This window comes from Lysinibacillus sp. BSL11, from assembly GCF_052928325.1.
This window is the reverse complement of record NZ_JAVGCX010000006.1, coordinates 83,081-109,557: the sequence shown is the minus strand read 5'-3', so window position 1 is coordinate 109,557 and position 26,477 is coordinate 83,081. Positions and strand designations below refer to the sequence as shown.

Sequence of the window (26,477 nt, the reverse complement as noted above, 5' to 3'; positions counted from 1 at the left end):
ATTTTGTAATTTCCTATCTTTTTGGAATAGAAAAGATCTGAGTTCAATACTTTCTTGAACTCAGATCTAGCAGTTAAATAATTAATATTTAAAACGATTGACATAACCCTGCAATTCATCCGCCATATCAAGTAGGGTTTTGGCAGACGAAGCCATATCTTGCATAGAAGATAAAGTTTGTTCCGTGGAAGCGGCAACTTCTTCCGTAGCAGCAGCATTTAATTTTGCGTGATCGGTAAGTTCAATAGCGGTCGCTGACACTTCTTCTACAACGGCAGACATTTCTTGAGCAGATGCTGAAATATCCTCCATTTTCGGCGCGATGTTCCGAAGACTTTCAATAATGCTCTCGAATTTTCTACTTGTTTCTTCTGTCAATTGTAAGCCTTCTTGAACATCTGTCGACGCTTTGACCATTGTCTCTACAGATTTTGCCGTATCCTGCTGAATAGTAGTAATGAGCGCAGAAATTTGCTCTGCTGACTGATGTGATTGTTCTGCTAATTTGCGTACTTCATCCGCCACTACTGCGAAGCCTTTGCCATGTTCTCCTGCTCTAGCTGCTTCTATAGCAGCATTTAGTGCTAGTAAATTTGTTTGATCTGAAATAGCACTAATCATTTCTAAAATGGAGCCGATCTCTTTCGTGCGGTCATAGAGTGCTTTAATCATTGTATCTGATTGTGTTACAGAATTATGGATAGAATTCATTTGATGTACAGTTTGTTTGACAGATTGTCCACCTTCTTCTGCCAATTGGATAGCATGGCTAGAGAGGTCAGAAACCTGCATGGAACTGTCTGCCACTTCAACAACGCCTTTAGCAATCTCTTCAACTGAAATGGCATTCTGATCAATACCTGTTGTTTGTTTTTCTGTACTAATTGCCATTTGTTGTATAGCATCAGCAACTTGCTCTGAGGCAGCGATGTTTTGTTCTGCATTAGCAGATAAATTTTGAGCGGCTGTTTGGACATGTTGTGAGCTTTGATCAACATTACGAATTAATTTTTTTAAGCTTACCTTCATAGAGATAAAGGCTTCGCCAAGCTGACCAATTTCATCTTTAGAATGGATTTCAATAAACTCCGTTAAATTACCGTCACTAATTTTTAATGCGCTTTGCTTCAATTGATTAATTGGGTTAACAATAGACTTTATCATGAAGAGCATGAAAATAACGCCAACGAGAATGGAAATAATAATGATAATTAAATTAATGTTCAATGTGGATGCCGCAGCTTTTGCAGCTTCCGCAGTAAACATTGTGCCAATTACCTTCCAACCTGTTAACTCATTCGTAACAAATTGTAAGTGACGGTCTTTTTCAATGATAGTACCGCTTTCCTGCTCATAAATTTTTGTAATGTAGCTTTCCGTTGCCTCTGTACCACTTTCTTTATCTGGCTGAGCAATGTAAATTTTATTGTTATCTAAAAGAGAAGCGAAGCCCGTTTCTCCAATACGTATATTATTCGTAATGTCACTTAATGTAGAAATATTTAGATCTAATCCTAATACGCCAGAACCATCTGGTAATGCCTGAGTAATTGTAATGACAATGTCACCTGTAGATTGTGTAACATATGGTGCAGTAATTGAGGTCTTCCCATTATTAGCTAAAGCCTGCTTATACCAAGGCCTTGTCCGAGGGTCGAAGCCATCAGGATACTCTTGAACAGGCTGATCATATAGTTTGCCTTCAGCAGTCCCAATATATATCAAATCTACTTCAGGGTGCATGTTGACATATTCACTTAATAATGACTTCAGTTCTAAAATGCTATCATCTAGAAAGTAGGTTTCACTAAATTTTTGTGAAAAATATTGTACATCTTTCAATTTTGGTTCAATCATGTTTGTAATATTGGAATTTAGAATGCGTACACTTTCAGTCGCACTTGCGCGTTGTTCCTCTGAAATTTGTTGTTCAGCACTTTGGTAAGATACTATTCCAATCAATAGTGTTGGGATGAGAAGCATGGCTAAAAACGAAAAAATAAGCTTTTTTCTTAAACTTAGTTGTTTCAATTGTATTATCCTCACATAATGTTTTATTCTATACTTTTCCCTTAAAGGTAAATAATACTCATTCTATCAGAAATAAAAGAAAAGTTAAGTACTTTGAATTAATTATTTCCTAGTAATATATATCATTATCAATTGTTCGAAATTTCCCTAAATTGATGGCGTTAGAAGCTATATAAAGCCACTTTTTGATGTATACTAATGCTCAAAAGAGGAGGGAATGAAGTCATGATTCATCAAATTGGACAAGTAATGTTATATGTCAATGATCAAGATGCAATTGTAAAGTTTTGGACAGAAAAAGTGGGGTTTGTTGTCATTTCTGAACAGGAAGAGGCAGGCATGCGCTGGATTGAAATTGCACCAACTAAGGAAGCTCAAACATCCTTTGTGCTTCACAACAAAGAAATTATTGCTAAAATGCAACCTGATCTAAATTTAGGAACACCTTCTATTATGTTTTACGCTGATAAAATTGAAGAGATGTACCAAGATTTTCAGGCAAAGGGCGTTAAAGTAGGAGATCTAGTCATGATGCCAATGGGTAGGGTTTTTAACTTTGCTGACCCTGAAAATAATTACTTTGCCTTGGTTGAAAAGAAAAAGTAAAAAACGGAATCTGCTTGTTTTTTGTTAGAGTTAAGTAAAAATGAGCAGATTCCTGTTTTAGCTATATTTAATAGCTAGATTTGTCGTCTATGATAAATCCTCACCAAAAATACCAACCGTTTGTCGATCTATTATAAATTCATGACCGTTCCATTTTAAAATATTTTCTACATAGCCTAACCCATCAGCATGATATCTACCTGCAATTTCTTGATATCCTAAAATTTCATACGTTCCATCTCGGTCGTAATCAACAGGATATAGTCCTCCAAAAGGATCTACCCAGCCTTCAATCGGTTGCTTCAAGGTGCCATCTGAATTATAAATTTCAGCTAAGTAATCGGCTCCTTTATACTGTAAATCAATTGTGTATTTAATAGCAGGATTAAAACTCTGAACAACAGCCTTATAATGATCTACATAATTGACATTATATTTAAGTTTATTATTAAAAGACTCTGCATCAAAGATGGAACGAACTTGATTGTTGATGGAGGAAAAAATCTCACCATTAACAATTCCACCGCTACCTCCTGTATCAGACACAACAAGAATATCCTCAATATGATTACCAGTAAAATCGCCCAAAAAAATAGTCGGATTATAGCCCATATTCTGTTTCAATGGAATTTGCTCCATTTGTCGTGTTTGACCATAAAAAATAGACAGTGTTAGATTTCTCCATAAAGGACTATCAGGCTGTTTAGTGCCCATTAAAAAAATGGTTTCAAAAAAACCATCCCCGTTAATATCTCCAAACTTAGTTTGAATAACTTGTGGAGCCGAATGGGTTATGATACCAACGTTTAGTGGTGAATTTAAATTATTGGTCATATATGCACCTCTTTCATTAGTCTTAGCATATGTTGTAAGAAAAGCTTGGTGCATAAATCAAAGGTAAAAATTGAAACTTTGTAATACATATTAAACTTACAAAAAAACTAGAATTTCACCCATTGACATTTTCTAATGCGAAAAGTATTATAAGTGTCAACGAATCAGAAAATTCAGTACCAAATAGTATCTCACTACATTCATGTAGCAAGAGATTTTTTTTCACTATCAATCCTTAGTAAATTTATACGATTTATATATATTGGGAAGAAGGAGATTCATTTGAAGAATTTATTTGTAAAAACAGAGCGACAACGATATTGGCTAGATCAGCTAGCTGCTTTAGCTGAGCCAATCAAGGCAGAGGCTGTTGAGGTAGATGAGCAATCTCGTTTTCCATTCGAAGCACATCGATTACTTTTACAAATTGGCTATCCTCAACTTACTTTACCGAAACAATATGGCGGAGAAGGGTTATCTGTCTATGATATGGTCCTCATACAAGAGACGCTAGCAAGCTATGACGAAAATGCCTCTCTTTCCCTTGGGTGGACATTAGGCGTTGTCGGTGAAATTTATGAAACTAAACTATGGACTGATGATCTATTAATAACTTTTGCTGAAGAAATAAAGAGAGGGGCCATGATTAATAGAGCTGTTAGTGAAGCGGCAACAGGTAGCCCAACACGAGGAGGGCGGCCAGGGACAAATGCCATTTCTACTAAAGGTGGCTGGCTAATAAATGGGCGCAAGATTTTTACGACTGCATCTCCGGTCCTCGATTATTTCCTTACCTCCGCCTGGATTGAAGAAAAGCAGCAAGTTGGTTTCTTCCTCATTCATAAGGATTCAGCAGGTCTATCCATTGAGGAGAATTGGGAGATGTCTGCAATGCGAGGCACAAGCAGCCACGACCTTGTGTTAAAAGATGTGCTTATTGCAACAGAGCATTTAGTAGAGTTACCAAGTCATCCGAGTGGTGGCAAGATAAATGGCTGGATACTCCATATCCCAGCAACTTACTTAGGCATTGCACAAGCAGCTCGTGATTATGCTATTCATTTTGCTAATCACCATCAACCGAATAGCCTGAATGCGCCAATTAGTACATTGCCAAACGTACAACAGCTTTTAGGGGATATTGAATTAAAGCTCCATCAAGCACGTTTTGTCTTATACGGAGTGGCTGAGGCTTACGATGATCCTGCTAGACGTGGACTAATAACAAATGAAATGGCCATTGCTAAACATACAGTAACAAACATGGCAATAGATATAGTCGATAAAGCGATGCGTGTAGTGGGGGCGAAAAGCTTGCAACTATCCAATCCATTACAACGTTATTACCGCAATGTTCGTGCAGGGCTTCATAATCCACCGATGGATGATATGACGATTATTAAATTAGCGACTGCCGCTATTGAACAGCAGAAATTATGTGAAAATCAATCATTAAATCACGTGAAAAATAAGGAGAAATGACATATGAAGAAGAATAAGATTTTTCAATTTGCAGCAATTGGTTTGGCTTCTATCGCATTATTAGCAGGTTGTAATTCAGGAGAGTCTGCAGATAAAGATTCGGGTGATGGCGAAAAGGTACGTACAGTAAAAGTAGCCTACGATCAAGCCTCAAAGCCTATTAGTTACATTGACGATAATGGTAATCCAACTGGTTATGACGTAGAAGTAATGAAATTAGTAGATGAATTGTTACCTGATTATCAATTTGAGTATGTAGGTACAACAAGTGATGATTTATTAATTGGTGTGGAGCAAGGGAAATATCAAGTAGGGGTTAAAAACGCATTCTTTACTCAGGAACGTACAGAGAAATTTATTTTCCCGAAGGAATTCTTAGGTTTAAGTAGCGCAGGTTTAGTTTTGCGTAAAGAAGATGAAGGCGTGAAAACATTAGCAGATTTTGCGAAAAAGGGCTATTCTTTAGCACCAATTGCTGCAAATAATGCTCAATATACAATTATCGATGAATATAATACGGCAAATCCAGATAATAAAGTAAAACTTGAGGCTGGTGACGCATTTACTGTTGATGTAGTGCAGTGGGTAAATGAAGGTCGTGTTGATGGTGGTGTCATGATTGAAGGACCATTTAAACAACAAGTACTTGCAGAAGATGGCCCATATTATAACCTAAAAGATGACGTTGTCTATAACGAATTTGCTGTTATAAAAACATGGCCACTGTTCAATAAAAAAGAGCAAGAATTTGCTGACGCTTATGATAAAGCAATAGCTCAGGTTAAAGAACAAAAGAAAACAAATGAATTAAGTACAAAATTCTATGGCCGTGATTTATTTGAAGTACTGGAAAACGTAAATCGTTAGTTTAAATCGGAACGAATAGTTAGGCTGTTGAGTCAGTAATGCTCAGCAGTCTTTATTCATAAAAACAAAAGTTGGTGAGGAAATGGATAAATATTTTGACGCAACCTACATTTGGAACGCAGTCCCAGTGTTATTGCCATTTTTAAAAATTACGTTCTTAGTTGCAGGGTCCTCCATTATCTTAGGTACCCTATTCGGCTTATTGCTGGCGGCAGCTAAGCTATCTTCAGTCAAGTGGCTAACTAAATTCGCCAATCTGTATACAACGATTATGCGTTGTACACCCTCCATTGTTTTGTTATTTCTTGTCTATTATGGCGTCCCAGCATTAGCAGAAAATGTTGGTCTTAATCTCCATTCAATTGAAACGGCCATATTTGTTGTTGTAACCTTCACCTTACAATTCGCGGCAATCATGTCTGAGGTGATACGGTCTGCCTACTTAGCCATTCCAAAAGGGCAGTTTGAAGCAGCCGTTAGTGTAGGGCTAACACCATTCCAAGCCTATCGTCGAATTATTTTTCCACAGGCACTGGTTGTTGCTTTACCAAACTTTGGAAATGGCATGATTGCTTTATTACAAGAAGGTGCACTCGCTTATACTATTGGTCTAATTGATATTGTAGGTAAGGCAAATCTAATTATAGCAAGTAACATCAATGCTCATGCCTTAGAAATTTATATTGCATTGGCTATTATTTATTGGGTGTTATCTATTATTATAGAAAAAATATTTACTATATTAGAAAAGGTATTTGGCAAGGGTAAGAAGACCCTAGAAACAACTTAAGGAGGCGTGAAGGTGAATTATCAATTTTTACTTGAAACATTTTTCGTAGCTTTGTCTGGTGTACCTATCGCGCTTCTAGTCACAGTTGTTGCTTTGGTGATAGCTTTGCCACTGGGGTTTTTGCTAGCACTAACTAGGATCAATAAAATTCCAGTTATCCATCACCTAACGAAGATTTATGTTTCTTTTGTTCGAGGAACGCCGATTATAATACAAATTTTCATTATCTATAGCAGTATACCGTTAATGTTAAAAATTATTTTTGAAAAATATCATATTGCGTATGATATTTATAAAATCAATCCAATTTGGTATGCGTTTATTGTATTTGCATTCAGCTCAACAGCCATTTTAATTGAGGTCTTTCGATCGGCGTTAAGTACCATTGAAAAGGGGCAACTAGAGGCTGCACACTCAGTAGGTTTGTCAACATTCCAAGCATATACTCGCATCATCATTCCACAGGCATTAGTAGTGGCATTGCCGAATATTTGCACAGCTACTGTTAATCTCATTAAAGCTACATCGCTAGGCTACGCAATGTCGCTTCCGGAAATTACACTGAAGGCAAAAGTAGCGGCAAACGTTGGCTACAATTATGTAGAGGCCTATTTGGATATCTTTATTGTGTACTTAATTTTATGTAGTACGGTTGAATACTTGTTTAAGCGTTATGAAAAATATTTAAGCAAATACAAAATGGCAAATGTCTAAGGGGTGAACGAGCATGTTAGAAATTAAAAATATTCATAAATCATTTGGTGGCAATGAAATTTTAAAGGGTGTTGATTTAGCTATTGATAAAGGGGATGTTGTTGTTATTTTAGGCCCCAGTGGCTCAGGAAAAACAACATTATTACGTTGTATCAATTTTTTAGAGAAGGCTGATCAAGGCCATGCGACATTTGGTGATATTCAGGTTGATTTTCAACATGTAAAGAAAAAAGACGTGCATGCAATTCGCCAACGTGTCGCATTTGTCTTTCAAAACTATAATCTATTCACTAATAAAACGGCATTAGAGAATGTAACAGAAGGGTTAATCATTGGACGTAAAATTCCTAAAGCACAGGCTGTGGAAATTGGTAAAAAGGCACTTGATAAAGTAGGTTTATCAGACAAATATGATGCCTATCCGAGTCAGTTGTCAGGAGGTCAACAGCAACGTGTTGGTATTGCACGAGCTGTTGCTTTGAATCCTGATATTATTTTATTTGATGAACCAACGTCCGCACTTGACCCTGAATTGGTAGGTGAGGTTCTACAGGTCATGAAAAATATTGCAGCGGAGGGTACAACAATGCTTGTAGTAACACATGAAATGGGCTTTGCCAAAGATGTTGCCAATCGCGTAATTTTCATGGATGGAGGAGTGGTTGTAGAGGAAGGTAGCCCTCATGATATTTTCGTCAGCCCAAAAGAGGAGCGAACGAAGAAATTTTTAAAACGTGTCATTCCAGAAGACTATACGTTCTATATATAAAACAGCAATAGAACAGGAGAATCTGTTATTTACAGATTCTCCTGTTACCTATTATTGAAGGAAATACGTTAATTTATTAATGGAATAAATGTGCAGCTCATGCATAGCTCTCGTACACGCCGTATAGAAATAGTACCGTTCGCTTTCTCTTGAGTAATTAGCTGCAGATGCATTATAGATGATGACCGCATCAAATTCGATGCCTTTTGCCATATAAGCTGGAAGTAATAAAATACCCTTTTTAAACTGCTTTGTATGATGATTGATCAATTGAATATCTACTCGATTGTTTAATTGCTTGTAAACAGCAGAGCACTCGGCTGCAGTTTTACAGATGACAGCAATTGTTTCGAATTCAACAGATAAATGGTTGATGTTTTGAATAATTTGATCCATTAATTCCACTTCATTTGGCACAATAGTAATCGATGGTTCGGGGCCAGTTCGATTAAAAGCTTCTACTTCACTACCGTCATTTAAAATTTTGGAAGTGAGTTGTATGATTTGCTTTGTCGAACGATAGCTTTTTGTTAATATCATTTTTTCTGCCTGCTCACCATATAATGGAGTGTCCAGTAGAGAAGGATTATTAAAGGTATGTGGATGAATCGTTTGATGGCCATCACCTAAAATGGTCATACGTGTTTTTGGGAATAACTGCTGTAATACAGTAAGTTGGAATGGTGAATAATCCTGTGCTTCATCAATTAATACATGACGGATCATCCTATTGGTCTGTTGTCCTTCAATTTTGTCCTGTAAGTATAAAAATGGTGCAGCATCCTCATAGGCAATCAAACGCTTTGCTAAATTAGGGAGTGTTTGTAGACAAATGTCCTCCCAGTTGTCTGGCTTAAGGTGTTGTAAAACCTTGTTAATAGAACTATTCAAATCAAAGAGCTGTCGATATGTACCCAACATATGGACAAACTTTAACTGGTGAACGGAGTTACGTAATGGTTTAAAGTGTTTTTTGACAATTTGTCTTGCTAATTTATAGCGTTCTTGATCAAAATCATCAAATGAATTTTCAGTATAACGCCCTTCATATAAAAGTTCACTATATGATTTGGAGTAGTCTTCTTTATCTAATAGCTCAGTAGCTTCTTCTACCCACTCCTTTGTACGCTCAGCCTTTTCCAATTTCGTTAGCCGTTGCAATAACCATTCTTTTACTAATTGTAGACGATCTGGTATCGACATAGTAGAAGGGAAAGAATAGAAGTATTCGGAAATCTCCTGTGCAGTAATAATACGTTCACCGCGAAAAACGATATTTTTAAATAACAAGCCTTTATCAGATAAATAACGAACATACTGATCCAGCAAATGTTTAAAAGTGAGGCTCGCTTTAAATGAAATGATGCTTAATTTTGTTTGATACTGAGCATCATCTTTTTCTGTTAACAGATCTTCAAGTTGCTCATAAGGATATTCCAATTGAAACTGTTTACCTAATCGCTTTTCAGCATATTCTATAAACGTTAACTGCTGCATATTATCTTCACCTAAATCAGGTAAGACTGAATGAACATATTGATTAAAAAGTTGATTAGGTGTAATTAGCAATATTTGATCGGCTGTCATTTCATCACGATAACGGTAAAGAAGATAAGCTACCCGCTGTAAGGCTACAGCTGTTTTGCCACTACCTGCAACGCCTTCGACAATAAGATAGCGTGAATTTACATGGCGAATAATTTTATTTTGCTCTGCTTGGATTGTCGCAACAATACTACGAATATGCTCATTTGCATTTTGGGCAAGGATATCGAGCAATAGGTCATCACCAATTGTAAGGCCTGTATTAAACATGGATTGTAGTTGACCATTTTTAATGATAAATTGCCGTTTTAACAGCATTTCTCCATGAATTTCTTCACCTAATGTTTCGTAGGATGCATCACCAGGTGTGTAATCATAATACATACTCGATATAGGCGCTCGCCAATCAAAAATGACGATATTTTCATCCTGTTTATCTAATAATGTGGCTACACCGATATAAATTTTTAAAGGGTCTTGTTGCCCATCTTGTAAAAAGTCAATACGAGCAAAATAGGGTGACTGTTGTAAACGTTCATATACCTTTACATTACGAATTGCACGTTCCTGTGCAAGCTCTGAGTCAGATAAAAGCTCTGCCTGCTGCTTAATTGCAAAAAAGGTTTCGTCTACATCCTCAGCGGTATCTAGATTGACTCTCACATCGTTCCAAAAGGATTTCTTTAAGACAACAGCATTTTCTTTAAAGCCTTTTTCTTTATGCTCTAACTCTTTTATTTTATGAACAATAATGTTTAAAGAATCCTCAAGGTGATGCTTTTCTTCCAGCCATTCTTTTTGATTTTCCAACGTTTACTCACATTCCTCTCCATAGTTATTTGCTTCCTTTGACAGTAACCCTCACCTCAATAGATGGTGAGAAGAAGGTAATTGTGATGCTATTTTAATTGTTTGTCCAACCACCAATTAGAATATAGTGAAAGTATCCAAATGCAGGTGATATGGGGGGATTGAAGCAGGAAATTTATCATACATCTACTTCGGAAAGAAGTATAGTCTAGAAATTATTGTAAATTTATGATACAATAAATGTGTAAGGTAATAAGATATTGATATACAGAGACTGCTCTACAAAAAGGTGGAGCCGTCTTTTTTATATGTAATATTGCTTCATATTATGACTGATTATAATAAATTGTTATTAAAAATAAGTGAATGAAATGCTATAGAGACACTAAAGAATGTGGCATGTCATACGATATAGAAACTTGAAGGGAGGTGAAAAGAATGAAGGTAATCTTTACAGTGGGGTTGCCGGGTAGTGGAAAAAGTACATTTGTGAAACAGTTAGCTAAAAATGAAAATGCAATTGTCCTATCAAGCGACGCTATACGCCAGGAGTTATTTGGAGATTCAACGAAGCAAAAATCACGTATAGTCTTTCGTACGTTATATGAACGTCTTAATGATTTAGTGGCAAAAGGATTTTCTGTCATTGTGGATGCAACCAATATTGAACGAGAGCGCAGGATGTTTGCACTTCGTAAAATACCAAGTACAGTGCTAAAGGTATGTTATTACTTTGATACACCTTATTCAATCTGTGTAGCCAGAAACCAGCAAAGGAAAAGGCATGTACCATTAATCGTGATGGAAAAAATGAGAAAGCATTTAGAATTCCCAACACTAGGAGAAGGATTTAATGAATTGCATATTGTCCATGAATCAAGTCCCTATGATCTTTCTCGACAACAGTTTATTTCACTCATACAAGGCCACCCCACCTATGAAGAGCTTTTTCAAACACTTCAAGCAGTCCCACTTTTCAAAGAAATTTATCAATTCGATCAAGAAAATCCATTCCATCAATTTTTGCTATGTCAGCATACGTATTTTGTGTACGCGTATATCAATGAGTACTACTTAGAAAGCGATAAACTAGCTCTACAAATAGCTGCATTGTTTCATGATGTCGGTAAACCATTTTGTAAAAAATATAAACCTTTGCAACAGCGTTATGGTTATTTTGGACATGAAAATGTATCTGCTCAACTGGTTTGCCATTTTCTATTAGAGTTGGGCTTTGAAAAGGAACTTGTATTAAAGGTTGTTCATTTAGTGCAATATCATATGTTAATCCAGTATGGGGGAGATAGAGGGGGAAGCCAAATTTATCATTTATTAGACGGTGATTTATTAACAAGGCTTTATTTTTTCCGTGAGGCAGATCAATTTGCCAAATAGACATTAGGAAAGGGAGGTGAAAATATGACGAAATTCATGAAATACCCAAGAAGTTTTCATTTACCGTGGAGCAGAGGCTACACCGATGATGATAAAGTTGCTAGAAATGTGAATCATTTTATTGGAAAAGAGGTTGTTGTCACTGAAAAGTTAGATGGAGAAGGGACAACACTTTACAGAGACTATATGCATGCTAGAAGTATTCATTCAGCCAACCATCCTACAAGACATTGGGTAAAAACATTTCACGCGAATTTTGCGTATCGGATTCCAAAGGACTGGCGCTTATGTGGTGAAAATGTTTATGCCAAGCATTCTATTTATTATCAAGGATTAACAAGCTATTTCTACTTGTTTAGTATTTGGAACGAAGAAAATATTTGTTTGAGCTGGGATGAAACCGTTGCCTTTGCTGCAGAGTTAGGTATAGAAACAGTGCCTGTTTTATACCGAGGAATTTTTGACGAAGAACAGATAAAACGTACATTCACTGGAAAATCATTCTTTGAAGGGGAACAAGAGGGGTATGTCATTAGAAATACTAGCTCATTCCATTACGAAGATTTCCGCTATAATTTAGGAAAGTTTGTGAGACCGAAACATGTTCAAACAAGTGAGCATTGGCTAAGAGAAGAAATTATTCCAAATAAATTAAAATCCTAACCAATTAAGAAAAGAAGGGACTGAGCACAATGTAATACTATAGCAAGCATTCAACAATCATCTATTACGAGGTAGGTGCATGGAGTGCATATCCCTTTCCAATGGGACTACGGGTTCGATTCCTGTTATCCTCGCCATAAAAAAATGAACTCTCTTCTTGAGGACGAGAGTTCATTTTTGTTTGTTTATTTAGTGTAATTATCGAAGTAGCCTTGAATGTAAATCATTGGTGTTCCTTTGTCACCCGAACCAGATGTAAGGTCAGATAAGGAACCGATAAGGTCTGTTAATCGACGAGGCGTTGTTCCTTGTGCAGCCATTTGACCTGTTAAATCTTCATCTTTATTTTGAATGTATTCAGAAATAGCAGCCTTTAGTTCTTCACCTCGAAGGTCTGCAAAATCATTGTCCGCTAAATATTTCAATTTAACCTCGTTCGGTGTTCCATGTAATCCAGCGGTAAATGCCGGGGATACAACAGGATCTGCAAGCTCCCAAATTTTACCCACAGGATCTTTGAATGCGCCGTCACCATAAATCATAACTTCTACTGTTTTTCCTGTAGCTTCTTTAATTTTTGCTTGGATTCCATCAACAATTGGTTGGCAAGTATGTGGGAATAATTTAACACTATCCTCTGTTGCTTTGTTCGAGCCAAGTAGACCGTACTCAGCATTGAAACCAGAGCCATTAATTGATTCAGCTAAAATATTATCAAGGCTGTAAACCTTTTCAGCACCGTTCGCTGTTAGAATACGTTTTGTGCGGAAGCGTGAATGAATATCACACGTTAAGATACTCTTTGTGTAATTTAAAATTGTTTTTGGATTATTTGAGAAGATGACCTCACACGTAGCCCCTTCTGCTTCAATTAACTCTTTATAGTATTCAATATAATCTACACCAGTAAATGTGTGTTTTTTATAGCCAAAATGCTCGCGGAATTCAACCTCATTGAGTGTATCCATCCATGGGTTAATGCCTTTTACATCGAGCTCATCAATATCTACAAGGTGATTACCCACTTCATCAGATGGGTAGCTTAGCATTAATACTACCTTTTTTACACCTTTAGCAATGCCTCGTAAACAATTGGCGAAGCGGTTTCGACTTAATATGGGGAAAATAACCCCTACCGTATCATCACCAAACTTAGCCGCTACATCTATGGCAATATCATCAATCGTAGCATAGTTTCCTTGTGCACGTGCCACGACAGATTCAGTTACTGTCACAATATCACGATCCTCGATTGCATATCCTTCAATATGTGCTGCATTTAACACTGTATCTACAACAATTTGTTCAATATTATCGCCTTCATTAATAATAGGACCACGAAGACCTCTTACAACTGTACCGATTACACGTTCCAATTTAATCTCTCCTCATTCTATCTAGCGTAAAGTGATATAAAATCCATATGATTTTACTATAAGGCTCGTTAATGATATAAGTAAAATTAATAGTTCATATAATAGCTATAAGAGGTGCTTATATGATAGGGAAATTAGATTTATATCGTGTTTTTAGTGTTGTAGCAAAAAATAATAGCTTTTCTAGTGCAGCAAAAGATTTATATATGACACAGCCAGCTGTTAGTCAGGCAATGATGCAATTAGAAAATGAGCTTGGCACACGTCTTTTTAATCGAACACCTAAAGGTGTGACATTAACAACAGAAGGCAGCCTACTTTTTGAATATACTAATTCTGCCTTAGGACTTTTAGATGCTGGTGAAGAAAAGTTACTTGAATTCAAAAATTTAACAACAGGGCAATTAAAAATAGGGGTAGGAGATACGATCTCACGTTTCTTTTTAATGCCTTATTTAGAAGCATTCCATACAATGTATCCGAATATTAAATTGCAAATGCTAAATGGAACAACCTCTGAAATTTGTAATTTTATTAAATCAGGTGAAGTAGATATAGGATTTTGTAATTTTCCAATAGAAGATTCAACATTACAGTTAACGGTATGTACAGATATTCAGGATATTTTTGTCTGTGGGGAAAAATATAAAACACTTTCATCTAAAAGTTTAAGCTATGAGGATCTTTTAAAATTTCCTCTTATCTTTCTAGAGAAAAAATCGAATTCAAGGAAGTATGTGGAAGATTATCTTTTTACAAGAGGCGTTCACATAGAGCCAGAGTTTGAGCTAGGCTCACATGATTTGGTACTCGAGTTTGCGCGTAGTAACCTTGGCATTGCATGTGTAACAAAGGAATTTTCAAAGGACTATCTTCAACGAGGTCTTCTTTATGAATTAACTTTAATGGAAAGTATTCCTACGAGAAGCATTGGTATGTGTTATTTGCAGTCAGTACCTCTTTCTAGAGCTGCAATGAAATTTGTTGAAATCATCGAAAATAAACATTTTAATACGAGAAGAACCATAAAAAGAGCTTAGCGACGAGATAAGGCCGCTATGCTTTTTTTATTAAGATATCAATCAGTATGTCGACATTGCGTTTATTTTTCATGGTTGGTGAGCAAAGATAAGAAAATGTTCGCATAAAATGCTGTCCTTCAAGGGGCAGAATAGTCATATCCCCATTTTTTAATTCACGTTCTATCACACAGGCAGACAATAAGGAAAGACCAAGTCCCTGCATAACGCTCTCCTTCACGCCCTGATTACTGCTAATAGTCAAAAGCGATTGAATCTGTAAACCATTTGCTCTGAATAAATGATCCAGATAATAACGTGTTCCAGAGCCTTCTTCACGCGCAACCCAGCTTTGTTGCTGGAGTTTATCAGCAGTCAGAGATTGTTGCTTTGTAAGAGGATGATTACTGTCGCTAACAATAAATAACTCATCTTGCATAAATGGCTTAATGACTAGTTCATTATCATGAGCCTGTCCTTCAATTAGACCAATATCGACTTGCAGTAATTTTGTATATTGAATGATTTCTTTTGTATTGCCAATAATAATTTGAAGTTCAAGTTGTGGGAATTGTTGCTGTAAGCTTGCAATGATTGGAGGTAATATATATTCGCCAATTGTAAAGCTTGCCCCAATGACTAGCGTACCTTGTACTTCTTGGTGATAGGCAGCGATATCTTCTTTTGCAGCTTCAGCTATCGCCATGATTTGCTTTGCTCGTTTATAAAGAATTTCACCAGTTGGTGTAATTTGCACCGATTTTGGGGAGCGAATAAATAAGGTTGTTTGTAATTCTTGCTCTAGATTCTTAATGTGTAAGCTAACACTTGGTTGTGAAATATGAAGTATTTCAGAGGTCTTTGTAAAATTATTGATCTCAACCAGTGTGATAAATGTTTTTAAAGCATCCAATTGCATATCTTCACCTCTATTATTAGAAATATTAATAATAATGATTATATATATGTATTTTACTAATAGTGCACTCTTTATTAAAGTAATAATCAACAAGGGAGAAAGAAGTGAACATCATGGTTAATAGACAACATAAATTAAAATCCACCCTTAATCCAAATTTCTTGAAGGGGATATTATTAACGCTTCTTATTGCTTTAGTAGCGAAATATATTGCCACATTTCCTTTCCTATCAATATTGGGACAGTTGGTTATTGCCATTATATTAGGGATGACCTGGCGAGCAGCATTTAAAGTACAAGATTCTTGGCAAGTAGGTATTTCATTTTCTAGCAAGAAGCTATTACGCTTTGGTATTATTTTATTGGGTATGCGCTTAAATTTGGCAGATATTTATCATGCGGGAGCTAACGTTTTTTTTATTGCAGTCATTAATTTGCTATTTGCATTAATTGTTGTGTACGGCCTAACAAAAATATTTAAAGTCGAACAAAAGCTAGGGATATTAACAGCTTGCGGGACTGCCATTTGCGGAGCTGCTGCAGTAGTGGCAATTGCACCTCAAATTAAAGCAAATGAAAAGGAAACGGCGGTAGGGGCAGCGATTGTTGCGTTATTGGGGACTATATTTACACTTATTTATACGGTACTCTATTCCATCATCGATTTAACACCTACTGCGTATGGTATTTTCGCAGGGGGGACATTACATGAAATTGCTCATGTAATTGCAGCTGCATCAGCTGGTGGAAATGAAGCAATTGATATAGCCGTCATTGTGAAATTAACACGTGTGGCCCTGCTCGTACCTGTAGCGATTGTTATTGGTATTTTCTATCGAAGAATGGACAAAAGTGAAGAGAAAAAAGCATTTTCTTTATCCATCATACCGTGGTTTATTTTAGGATTTTTAGCGATGAGTGCTATAAACTCCTTAGGGATTATACCAGCGAATGTATCGCAAGTATTAGTAGATACTGCTTATATCTTAATTGCTATGGCAATGGCAGGTCTAGGACTAAATGTTGAGATGAAAACGTTTAAGGAGCTAGGTGTAAAGGCATTTATTGCAGGTTTAATTGGCTCAGTCTGTCTATCCGTGCTGGGCTATATACTAGTCATTCTTTTATATTGATTTAATCAGTGTTTGTTATACCAAGAAAAAAGACCCTGCATGATCGTTCAACATGCAGGGCTTTTTAGATAGAATCAGAAGATAATGTATAAGTAATTTAATCGTCGTTTACTAATTTAAAGCTTCTATAGAAGAAGCTAATTCCGCCACCACTATTTTGCTGCCGATAATTGGACTGTCAGCCTTTTCTCCCTCAGAACCCGAATTTGGGCGTTGATGGGCTGCAGCAAATGCATCGCTATTACGCCATGCTTGGAAATGCTCCTTAGATTCCCAATACATATTAACACTCATTTCGTCATAAGTAGGATCATCAGTTGAAATTAATACCTCTACTTTATGAAAGCCTTCAAACTGTTGCAGAGGACCTGGCTTTGTAAAATTTGGTGCCATTCTCGCAGCAAAACCGGGTTTTACTTGAATACGATTAGTTACAATAATCATGCTTTTACCCCCCTTAATTTCATTTACTAGGTTTTTGAATGAATTATCAGTGATTATCATTCGCACTCAATGATAAGTGGCTGAGGAAGACATTGTCAATAGATGTCCTCTATATAATCTGTGCTAGTAGTTAATGGGTAATGGATAGGCTGACATTTAACTGACATAATCCAGTGCTATAATGAACATAAGAGTGAACTAGTAGCGAGGTGATTGACTTTGGCAAACATTCTAGTAATAGAGGATGAATATCCAATAAGCCAGGTTTTAAAGGTTTATTTACAAAAAGTGGGTTATAGTGTGACACAATGTTTCAATGGTGGTCAAGCCTTGGTCATGTTTCGTGAAACACAGCCAGATCTAGTGTTGCTAGATATTATGTTGCCAGAAAAAAATGGTTGGTCCATTTTAAAAGAAATAAGAGAACGAAGTACTTGCCCAGTTATCATGTTAACAGCATTAGGTGAGGTTAATTACCGTCTAAAGGGGTTTGATCATGGGGCAGATGATTATATTGCCAAGCCTTTTATCGCAGATGAAGTTGTTGCAAGAGTGAGGGCTGTTTTAAGACGTGCTGTAGGTAGTCCTGAGTCAGCTACTAGTAAGCAGTATGGATCTCTAGTGATTGATTGTAAAGCGCATAAAGTGTGTTTGCATGGAGAAGAGATTGTATTAACGCCAAGAGATTTATCAGTGCTCATGTTTTTAGCTGATCACCCTAATCAAACATTTACCCGTGATCAGCTTATAGATCAAGTTTGGGGATGGGAGTATGAGGGTAGTGATCGTGCTGTAGATTTAGCTATAAAGAGGCTTAGGAAGGCTTTAAAAGAATGGGATGAGGCGGAAGGAGAAATAAAGACACTACGTGGATTGGGGTATCAGCTAAGTGTTCAAAAAAAATAAGCGAATATCCTTACTTCAATATTGGACGAGCCGATATTTACTGACACTCTTTATAGGCTTAGCTATTGTATCTTTGATCTCAGCAGCGTGGATTCGTCATACAACATTTGAAAACCGATTAGAATTAATGGAGTTTTTAGCAGACGAGACGGTCTATCGTTTAACGGATACACCAAATCCTAATAATGGACCTATAAATGGTATTCCAGGTTTCATAGGGGATCGTCAGCGTTTTAATATGAAAGAGATCGATCCGATTTTGTATGTTGTAGATACAGAGGGAAATATACTGACAAGCAACCGTCCAGTACCGCCTGATAGTGCCAAAAATGTAGCTGGCTTGTTGGATGGAAAAGAAGGTACTAAGGAAATAAAGGATGGACTTGAACCTGAATATGTAGTGAAAAGAAAGATAGAAAATAATCATGAGTTATTGGGTTGGGCCCTGGTGATGGAGAAGAAGGAGAATTTAACAAGAGTTAACCAAGCATATGGACAGCTTGCCATATTAATTGGAGCATTAGCATTATTAGGCTGGATCGCTATTTACTTTCTGTCAAAGCGTTTGGCCCATCCCATTAAACAAGTAGCAGAGGCTGCCAAGCATGTACAAGAAGGCAATTATGCAATTGATTTGCCTCAAGATAGTAAGGAAGAGGAGGTCTATGAGCTTGTTTCCTCCTTTAAAAATATGGCAAATAAATTAGAACAGCTGGAGAAAACTCGAACGGAATTACTAGCAGGTGTCACCCATGAATTGAAAACACCTGTCACCTCTATAAGTGGTTTATTACAGGCTGTAAGAGATGGTGTTGTAACGGGACAGGATGCTATGGAATTCATTGAAATGGCTATGGTCGAAACGACAAAAATGAAAACAATGGTTGGTGACTTACTTGCCTTTAACCATTTTGCTGTCGATGCTATCCCTGTGCAGATAGAGTCAGTTGATGTTAATCAGCTACTACGAGAGGCGGTGGCACAGTGGGAAGTAATACAGGAAGATGAACATGTAAAAGTTCATTTACATTTGTTGGAACACCCTGCATTGGTACAGGTAGATATTGTTCGTATCCAACAAATCATTACAAACCTATTAACCAATGCTAAACAGGCGATGGACAAAGGAACAATAACCTTGACGGTGATAGATCAAGCGGAGACTCTGTCAGTGTTGGTGAAGGACACAGGACAAGGAATCCCTCTAGAGGATCAGGCATTTATTTTTGAGCGCTTTTATAGAGGAGAAAATAAAAAATATACTGTTCGCGGCTTGGGTTTAGGATTACCACTTAGTAAAATGATGGCCCAATCCGTAGGGGGCGATTTGCGGTTAATTGAAAGCAATCCCTCTGGAACACATTTTGAATTAGTATTGCAAAAGGCTACTGCGCTATAAGAGCGCAGTAGCCTTTTTATGTTGGTTTAATCCGTCTCCCAGAAAACTGCTTTGTATTGTAAAAGAGAGTTGAAGAATTTGTAAAGCTGACATCTGCCTGACATAAAAGCCCTTTATAGTAAACGATGTAGACGGGAAATGAACATAGGGACGAGCATCATTGAAGGTTTGTCAGTCTGACACTAATACAAGTAGGGAGAGTGATGAGATGCCAATAATTACTTCATTTAATCCAAATGGTCGCCAAGAAATAAAACAAGCGATCTCCTATCCAGATTATGCATTATTAAAAGCCAAGCTTCAGCATGTTATGCAGCGAGATCAACATGCTGGCTTAGACGGTAAATATTTGATTCGTAGTACGTACTTCGATAATTTTGCCAATAAAGTGTTAAATGAGAAAAAGGAGGGCTTTATTAATCGAGATAAATATCGAGTACGCATATACGGCAAATCGAGTGATGTTATTAATCTTGAGCGGAAGAGTAAACGTAACAATGTAACCTTTAAAACAAAATGTTCAATATCTCAAGCTGAGTATGAAAAACTACGTATTGGCGAGATAGCCTGGATGGAGAATGATGATCGAGCGCTAATTCGAGATTTATATCTCGAGATGAATTACAACCATTTGCGACCTACTACGGTAGTGGATTACGAACGAGAAGCCTATGTCTATCCGTTTGGCAATGTGCGTGTGACATTTGATAGTAAGGTGCAATCGAGTCTACGCAACACTGATATGTTTAATCAAAACTTGCCTATGGTCGATGTACTGGAGCCGAATCTTGTAATTTTAGAGGTAAAGTACGATGAGTATCTACCAGACATCATCAAGTATTTACTACAGTCAGTAGATACTCGTGCTGAGGCCTATTCAAAATATCAACTTAGTCGTATGTACGGCTAATAATAAAGGAGAATGAACAATGGATACAATTAAATTTAGTGATATTTTTAAATCCAACTTTTTAGAAAAAACAACCTCATTTTCATTAATCGATTCAATTATTGGTTTAGTAGTCGCGTTTTTTATTGGGCTTTTCATTTATGCTGTTTATAAGAAGACCTTTAATGGAGTCATTTACTCCCATTCATTCAATATCTCACTACTTATAATGACAATGGCAACAGCACTAGTGATTATGGGAATCAGTTCAAATGTTCTGCTGTCACTTGGTATGGTTGGTGCTTTATCTATTGTACGTTTCCGTACACCTATTAAGGATCCAATGGATTTAGTCTATATTTTCTGGGCAATTGTTTCAGGTATTTTATGTGGTGCTGGCTTTATTCCATTAGTCATTATTGGTGCTGTTTTAATCGGACTTGTATTGCTCATATTCGTTAATAAAATAACGGTAGAAAATCCGTATTTACTGATTGTAAAGTTTGAAGAAGAGTTGGCTAATGCTGAAATTGAGCGAATTATTGCTGCGCAAACAAAAAAATTCGCTCTCAAATCGAAATCCATTATGCAACAGAATGAAATCGAAACAACTTATGAAATTCGTGTAAAACAAAATGATGCAAAACTGATGGATGAACTAACAAAGGTAGCTGGTGTAAAATCAGCCATTATGCTGAGCTATGATGGGAATTTCACAGCGTAATGACCTCAATAATAAATAGAACTACGTTGAGAGGTGACGGCTATGATTAAAACCCGAATTGTCTATCTGTGCATGGCAATTTTACTCCTTCACTTTGTCGTGATATATGCTGTACTTCCGAATGTAGGCATTGAAACGAAAAAATCTGAGTTCTCATATGAGAATATAGTGTTTAATAGCAATAAAGTAACCACTGTAGATATCGAGATAGCTGAGGAAGATTGGGCAGATCTGCTGGAAAATGCTTCTGCTGAAGAATTAAAACAAGCAGATATTACAGTAAATGGAAAGAAAATTGAGAATGTTGCTATTCGTACTAAGGGCAATCTATCATTACGATCGGTTGTCAATAGTGACTCAGATCGCTATAGCTTAAAAATTGATTTTGATTATTATGATGATACACAAAGCTTATATGGCTTAAAAAAATTAAATTTAAACAATAATTATAGTGACTCTACATTAATGAGAGAGTATATCTCTTATGAATTGATGGAGCAAATGGGTTTACCAACACCGGCACACTCCTATATGTATGTGACAGTGAATGGTGAGGAGCGGGGTTTGTTTTTAGGGGTAGAAGCTGTGGATGAGACATTCCTGGCTAATTATTACGGCTCTAATGATGGCTTTTTATTTAAGCCAGATGGGATAGGCAGCGATTTAAAATATATTAGCGACGATATCGAAGACTATACAGGCATTGGATTAAAAACTAATGAAGGTAATATTGAACAATCAAAGTTTGTTGAAATGCTAGATGCTATTAATAATGGCGGAAACATAGAAAAGTATATCGATGTCGATGAAATGTTACGTTATTTTGCTGTCAACACAGCACTTGTGAATTTAGATAGTTATCAAGGGAATATGAAACATAACTATTATTTATATGAACAGAACGGTGTATTTTCTATTATTCCTTGGGATTACAACATGTCCTTTGGTGGCTTTGGGGCTGGAGGTGGTAGAATAGCAGGAGGAAACAGCGGAAATCAAGCTGACGCTACTACTAATAAGGAAAAACCAGTGGCACAAAACAATGGACAACCCGATCAAACTGTTGATGGGGATAAGCAACAACGAGATGGCGGCTTTGATATGGGAATGGGCATGTCGGGCAATTTATTAAATGATAGTGCTATTAATTTTAGTGTAACAACCCCTGTTTCCGGCACAACATTAGAGGAGCGGCCACTCCTAAATGCATTGCTTGCTAATGAAGAATACCGTGCCAAATATGAAGAGTATCTAGAAGAGCTAGCGTCCACTTATTTAACAGAAGATTATGTGCAAACTATTACTAAAAAGTTAGCTGTGCTATTAACTACTTATGTGGAGGCAGATCCAACCAAGTTCTCTACTACGGAGCAATTTTTAGAAGCAGTTGAAGGTGAAAATAGCTTGCCGGAATTTGCCAAAAGGCGCTCGGAATCTATATTAAAGCAACTGTCTGGGGAGCTTGTAGTGGAAGCATCTACGTCTTCTCAGGGCAATATGGGTATGCCAATGCCAAGTGAAAATGGTGAAATGAATTCGATGCCAGATGAATTTGATCCAAGTCAGCTACCAGAGGACTTTGACCCATCAAAGAGTCCACCTTTTAATAGAGAGGGTGGAGGTCCGAGAGATGGACAAAATGGAGAACAAATGCAACCTCCTGATGGAAATGGAGCCCCAATGGGAATGCCTGGTGCGAATAGTGAAGCTGCAAATCACGGGCCTGTTATTGATAAAAATACAGTGTTTACAGCCATTACATGTCTAGTGCTACTCCTTCTTGCACTTCTCTTTGTTGTTAAATTTAAACGTAGAGGTCGTTAGAAAATAACCATATCCAATATCTTTGGGTATGGTTTTTGCTTTTTATCTGTTAAAATAAAGCATTCTTTTCTGAGGAGTCCTTTCATATGAATGAACAGCAATTTGATAAACATTTGCATATAAACACGGTGGGAGAGCAATATGGCTTTCCTAAGCTTGCACACTATCATCGTTATGAGCCAACACCCTACAGTGGATTGGAGCAATTATTCGCTACGTATCAGATGCCTGAATATCCAGTATTTATTGATATGGGGTGCGGGAAAGGACGAGTTCCTATTTTTGTGCACCATAAGTTTCATATACCAACCATTGGGATAGAGATGGATGCGGGTTTTTATACGGAGGCTGAAGAAAATAAACGTAATTATCTTCAAAAAATGAAAGCACATGCCCCTATTAAGTTTATTCATACAATAGCCGAATCATATGAAATAAAGTCACGTGATAATGTGTTTTTCTTTTTTAATCCCTTTTCCATCCATATTTTTCGCACAGTCATTCATAATATTTGGAAATCCTATGAGCAGCGCATGCGGGATATTCATATAATTTTATATTATCCGCCTTACGATTATTTACAATTTTTCCATCATGGAACACCATTTGAGTTGCTTCATGAAGTTCATTTAGAAAATGAAACAAATATTAATGAGCGCATTTGTGTGTTTGAATTAAAAAAAGCTTAGAGTATGGGGAAGCCCACTCTAAGCTTTTCCCATTTGCAGTACAGGTATCAGCAATTAGTTACTCGTAGACCCTATGATTATTTTCAGGGAAATAATTGTAATAGATGAAGGGGGTCTTTCAATCAACTAGAATTTATTTTGAAAAAACAATTTCATCTGATAGTTTTGTACTAGTCTATAGTTTGAATTAAAAGATAATTCACAAATAACTAATTATACTGAAAAATCACTCTAGACTAAATATAAAGAATGTTTTACAATGAAAAAGGCTTATATGAATAATATTTTCTTTTGTTTTTAGATAGTTATAAATAATTATTTTGGCTATTGAGTAAATGAATTTAATTGTTTATAATTATCAGAAATATCTAATATTTGAGAAATTTTCAGGGGGAATTTAATTATGAGAGAGAGCAAAAAGCTTAAGAAGTTCGGTTCACTTTTAGTAGCATCTTCATTACTTGCTGGTGTTCTTGCTGGTTGCGGTAACGGAGACGATTCAAGTTCTGGCGGAGGCTCATCATCAGGCGGAGGCTCATCTGATGGCGATACAATTAAAATTGGTGCCAACTTAGAGCTTTCAGGGAATGTAGCATCTTATGGTTCCTCTATTGGGCTAGGTGCAGAACTGGCTGTAAAAGAAATTAATGATGCTGGCGGTATTGATGGTAAGAAAATTGAACTGATTAAAGTAGATAATAAATCAGAGAACTCTGAAGCAACTTCAGCTGCTATTAAACTAGCAACGCAGGATAAAGTAGTAGCAATGCTAGCACCTGCGACTTCAGGTAATACAGTAGCTACTGTTCAAATTGCAAATGATAATAAAATTCCTATTGTTACGGGTTCTGGTACAGCACCGAATATCACGGTAAATGAGGATGGCAGTGTTAATGAATATGCTTTCCGTACATGCTTTATTGACCCATTCCAGGGGATTGTAGCAGCTAATTTTGCTTCAGGTGAGCTAGATGCGAAAAATGTAGCTATTTTTGCAGATAATGCATCAGACTATGCAAAAGGTTTAGCAAAATCCTTTAAAGAAACGATTACGAAGAGTGGCGGAAAAGTTGTAAAAGAAGAAGCTTATGTAGCGAAGGATACAGACTTCCGTACACAATTAACAAATATTAAAGCAGCAAATCCAGACTTTATCTTTATCCCTGGATACTATGAAGAAGTAGGTTTGATTGTTAAACAAGCACGCGAAATGGGCATTGATGTACCTCTGATGGGTGCTGATGGTTGGGATTCTCCAACTTTAATTGAATTAGCTGGCGCGGATGCATTGAATAACACATTCATCACAAACCACTATTCTGCTGAGGACCCAGATCAAAAAATTCAAGATTTCGTAAAGGCATTTAAAGCGGCAAATGGTGACAAAGCGCCTGACGCATTCAACGCACTTGGTTATGACACAATTTACTACATTGCTGATGCAATTAAACGTGCAGGCTCTACAGATGGGGAAGCAATTAAAAATGAATTAGCTGCAACAAAAGATCTTTCTTTAGTAACAGGTACTTTCTCAGTTGACGAAAATCATAACCCAATTAAAACAGCAACAGTTCTTGAATTTAAAGACGGTAAACAAGTGTTCAACTCTAAAGTTAATCCTTAATGTTTTGTAAGCAAGGGGGAGGCGGGTAAACACGCCTTCCTTTTTTGTGTGTTAGATAACTAGAATCGTAGAGCAAAACATAACTTTTAGTATCGATCTATGTACTTATTTTTCAATTTTCAGAAAATTTAAAGGAGTGAATGCGCATGGAATGGATACAGCAACTTGTGAACGGTATTTCACTTGGAAGTATCTACGCGTTAATAGCGTTAGGGTATACGATGGTATACGGTATTATCAAGCTGATTAACTTTGCTCATGGTGATGTCTTCATGATTGGGTCATTTATTGGCTTTTACGCTATTGCTAAATGGGAGCTTGGTTTCTTCCCAGCATTATTATTGGCGATGTTAGTTTGTGCAATTTTTGGTGTATTAATTGAACGTATTGCCTATAAACGTTTACGAAATGCGACACGTATCGCAGCTTTAATTACAGCGATAGGTGTATCGCTATTAATTGAATATACAACAATTTTCTTCAGAGGTGCTCAACCGGCAGCATATCCTGAAGTTTTCAAAAATAAATCACTAGATATTTTTGGCGTTCAAATCAGCAGTACTTCCATCTTAATTTTATCAGTCGCAGTTGTACTGATGATTCTTTTACAATTCATCGTACATAAAACAAAAATCGGTAAAGCGATGCGTGCTGTTTCCCACGATGCAGATGCAGCTCGCTTAATGGGTATTAACGTTGACAATACAATCTCTGCAACGTTTGCGATTGGTTCAGCTTTAGCTGGTGCAGCAGGTGTTATCTTTGGGGTTTATTATACAAAAATTGACCCGTTAATGGGTGTTATTCCTGGGGTTAAAGCATTTATCGCAGCTGTTCTTGGTGGTATTGGTATCATCCCAGGCGCTATGGTTGGTGGTATGTTACTAGGTGTTGTAGAGTCCTTAGTAAGTGCACTTGGCTTCTCGTTATGGCGTGATGCTGCGGCATTCGTTATTTTAATTTTAATCTTAATCTTCAGACCATCGGGTATCTTTGGTAAAAACGCCCGTGAGAAAGTGTAGGTG

24 protein-coding genes are annotated in these 26,477 nt (G+C 36.8%); 18 read left to right on the top strand and 6 right to left on the bottom strand.

What is annotated here, in order from left to right; translation table 11 throughout:
* Positions 1-81: 81 nt before the first annotated feature.
* Positions 82-2,031: a methyl-accepting chemotaxis protein gene (locus RCJ95_RS08805; protein ID WP_320940148.1), complete on the bottom strand. Its 1,950-nt coding sequence runs from the start codon at positions 2,029-2,031 to the stop codon at positions 82-84.
* 225 nt (positions 2,032-2,256) lie between these two features.
* On the opposite strand from RCJ95_RS08805, the gene RCJ95_RS08800 reads away from it, so the two are divergent.
* Positions 2,257-2,637, top strand: coding sequence for a VOC family protein (locus RCJ95_RS08800; RefSeq protein WP_048395473.1), 381 nt, complete (start codon positions 2,257-2,259; stop codon positions 2,635-2,637).
* 87 nt (positions 2,638-2,724) lie between these two features.
* Here the strand turns inward: RCJ95_RS08800 and RCJ95_RS08795 are convergent, their stop codons facing one another.
* Positions 2,725-3,471 (bottom strand): hypothetical protein, encoded by a 747-nt coding sequence (locus tag RCJ95_RS08795; protein ID WP_446722120.1) that lies wholly within the window; start codon positions 3,469-3,471, stop codon positions 2,725-2,727.
* Between the two features lie 282 nt (positions 3,472-3,753).
* Between RCJ95_RS08795 and RCJ95_RS08790 the strand changes: the two genes are divergently transcribed.
* The 5 genes from RCJ95_RS08790 to RCJ95_RS08770 all read left to right on the top strand — a co-directional run bounded on the left by RCJ95_RS08790 (position 3,754) and on the right by RCJ95_RS08770 (position 8,093).
* Positions 3,754-4,953, top strand: coding sequence for an acyl-CoA dehydrogenase family protein (locus RCJ95_RS08790; protein ID WP_446722119.1), 1,200 nt, complete (start codon positions 3,754-3,756; stop codon positions 4,951-4,953).
* Positions 4,954-4,956: 3 nt separating this feature from the next.
* Positions 4,957-5,820, top strand: coding sequence for a transporter substrate-binding domain-containing protein (locus RCJ95_RS08785; protein WP_048395478.1), 864 nt, complete (start codon positions 4,957-4,959; stop codon positions 5,818-5,820).
* A gap of 82 nt (positions 5,821-5,902) precedes the next feature.
* Positions 5,903-6,610: an amino acid ABC transporter permease gene (locus tag RCJ95_RS08780; protein WP_221682411.1), complete on the top strand. Its 708-nt coding sequence runs from the start codon at positions 5,903-5,905 to the stop codon at positions 6,608-6,610.
* A 12-nt stretch (positions 6,611-6,622) separates the two neighbouring features.
* Positions 6,623-7,324, top strand: coding sequence for an amino acid ABC transporter permease (locus RCJ95_RS08775; protein ID WP_446722118.1), 702 nt, complete (start codon positions 6,623-6,625; stop codon positions 7,322-7,324).
* Positions 7,325-7,337: 13 nt separating this feature from the next.
* The gene (locus RCJ95_RS08770) at positions 7,338-8,093 is read left to right on the top strand and encodes an amino acid ABC transporter ATP-binding protein (RefSeq protein WP_048395482.1); all 756 of its coding nucleotides are present in this window, start codon (positions 7,338-7,340) and stop codon (positions 8,091-8,093) included.
* 51 nt (positions 8,094-8,144) lie between these two features.
* Here RCJ95_RS08770 and helD read toward each other — a convergent pair whose 3' ends face one another.
* Complete coding sequence (gene helD / locus RCJ95_RS08765; RefSeq protein WP_446722117.1) at positions 8,145-10,448, bottom strand: RNA polymerase recycling motor HelD; 2,304 nt, start codon at positions 10,446-10,448, stop codon at positions 8,145-8,147.
* Positions 10,449-10,886: 438 nt separating this feature from the next.
* On the opposite strand from helD, the gene RCJ95_RS08760 reads away from it, so the two are divergent.
* Positions 10,887-11,843 (top strand): AAA family ATPase, encoded by a 957-nt coding sequence (locus RCJ95_RS08760; protein ID WP_221682408.1) that lies wholly within the window; start codon positions 10,887-10,889, stop codon positions 11,841-11,843.
* 24 nt (positions 11,844-11,867) lie between these two features.
* Positions 11,868-12,506, top strand: a complete 639-nt coding sequence (locus RCJ95_RS08755) for an RNA ligase family protein (protein ID WP_221682407.1) — start codon at positions 11,868-11,870, stop codon at positions 12,504-12,506.
* 185 nt (positions 12,507-12,691) lie between these two features.
* Here RCJ95_RS08755 and RCJ95_RS08750 read toward each other — a convergent pair whose 3' ends face one another.
* Positions 12,692-13,882 carry a coenzyme F420-0:L-glutamate ligase gene (locus RCJ95_RS08750; RefSeq protein ID WP_274771003.1) on the bottom strand — a complete coding sequence of 397 codons (1,191 nt, stop codon included), beginning with the start codon at positions 13,880-13,882 and terminating at the stop codon, positions 12,692-12,694.
* A 122-nt stretch (positions 13,883-14,004) separates the two neighbouring features.
* On the opposite strand from RCJ95_RS08750, the gene RCJ95_RS08745 reads away from it, so the two are divergent.
* Positions 14,005-14,922 (top strand): LysR family transcriptional regulator, encoded by a 918-nt coding sequence (locus tag RCJ95_RS08745; protein WP_221682406.1) that lies wholly within the window; start codon positions 14,005-14,007, stop codon positions 14,920-14,922.
* Between the two features lie 16 nt (positions 14,923-14,938).
* On the opposite strand, the gene RCJ95_RS08740 is transcribed toward RCJ95_RS08745, so the two are convergent.
* Positions 14,939-15,820, bottom strand: a complete 882-nt coding sequence (locus tag RCJ95_RS08740; RefSeq protein WP_221682405.1) for a LysR family transcriptional regulator — start codon at positions 15,818-15,820, stop codon at positions 14,939-14,941.
* Between the two features lie 113 nt (positions 15,821-15,933).
* On the opposite strand from RCJ95_RS08740, the gene RCJ95_RS08735 reads away from it, so the two are divergent.
* On the top strand, positions 15,934-16,953 hold the full coding sequence (locus tag RCJ95_RS08735) for a YeiH family protein (RefSeq protein ID WP_221682404.1): 1,020 nt from the start codon (positions 15,934-15,936) through the stop codon (positions 16,951-16,953).
* Positions 16,954-17,064: 111 nt separating this feature from the next.
* Here the strand turns inward: RCJ95_RS08735 and RCJ95_RS08730 are convergent, their stop codons facing one another.
* Entirely contained in the window at positions 17,065-17,397 is a 333-nt protein-coding gene (locus RCJ95_RS08730; protein ID WP_048395499.1) for a heme oxygenase, read from the bottom strand.
* Positions 17,398-17,616: 219 nt separating this feature from the next.
* Here RCJ95_RS08730 and RCJ95_RS08725 point away from each other — a divergent pair, with 219 nt between their 5' ends.
* From RCJ95_RS08725 to RCJ95_RS08690, 8 genes are all read left to right on the top strand, one after another.
* Positions 17,617-18,303, top strand: a complete 687-nt coding sequence (locus RCJ95_RS08725; RefSeq protein WP_257520832.1) for a response regulator transcription factor — start codon at positions 17,617-17,619, stop codon at positions 18,301-18,303.
* Positions 18,287-19,702, top strand: coding sequence for a sensor histidine kinase (locus RCJ95_RS08720; RefSeq protein ID WP_257520831.1), 1,416 nt, complete (start codon positions 18,287-18,289; stop codon positions 19,700-19,702). The genes RCJ95_RS08725 and RCJ95_RS08720 overlap by 17 nt, the downstream gene beginning before the upstream one ends.
* A gap of 208 nt (positions 19,703-19,910) precedes the next feature.
* Entirely contained in the window at positions 19,911-20,612 is a 702-nt protein-coding gene (locus RCJ95_RS08715; protein WP_257520830.1) for a polyphosphate polymerase domain-containing protein, read from the top strand.
* Between the two features lie 19 nt (positions 20,613-20,631).
* The gene (locus RCJ95_RS08710) at positions 20,632-21,315 is read left to right on the top strand and encodes a DUF4956 domain-containing protein (RefSeq protein WP_131521792.1); all 684 of its coding nucleotides are present in this window, start codon (positions 20,632-20,634) and stop codon (positions 21,313-21,315) included.
* A gap of 42 nt (positions 21,316-21,357) precedes the next feature.
* Entirely contained in the window at positions 21,358-23,139 is a 1,782-nt protein-coding gene (locus tag RCJ95_RS08705) for a CotH kinase family protein (RefSeq protein ID WP_221682400.1), read from the top strand.
* Between the two features lie 86 nt (positions 23,140-23,225).
* Complete coding sequence (locus tag RCJ95_RS08700; RefSeq protein WP_446722116.1) at positions 23,226-23,828, top strand: class I SAM-dependent methyltransferase; 603 nt, start codon at positions 23,226-23,228, stop codon at positions 23,826-23,828.
* A gap of 403 nt (positions 23,829-24,231) precedes the next feature.
* Positions 24,232-25,452 (top strand): ABC transporter substrate-binding protein, encoded by a 1,221-nt coding sequence (locus tag RCJ95_RS08695; protein ID WP_016992165.1) that lies wholly within the window; start codon positions 24,232-24,234, stop codon positions 25,450-25,452.
* 146 nt (positions 25,453-25,598) lie between these two features.
* Positions 25,599-26,474 carry a branched-chain amino acid ABC transporter permease gene (locus tag RCJ95_RS08690; protein ID WP_016992164.1) on the top strand — a complete coding sequence of 292 codons (876 nt, stop codon included), beginning with the start codon at positions 25,599-25,601 and terminating at the stop codon, positions 26,472-26,474.
* The last annotated feature ends 3 nt before the right edge of the window (positions 26,475-26,477 follow it).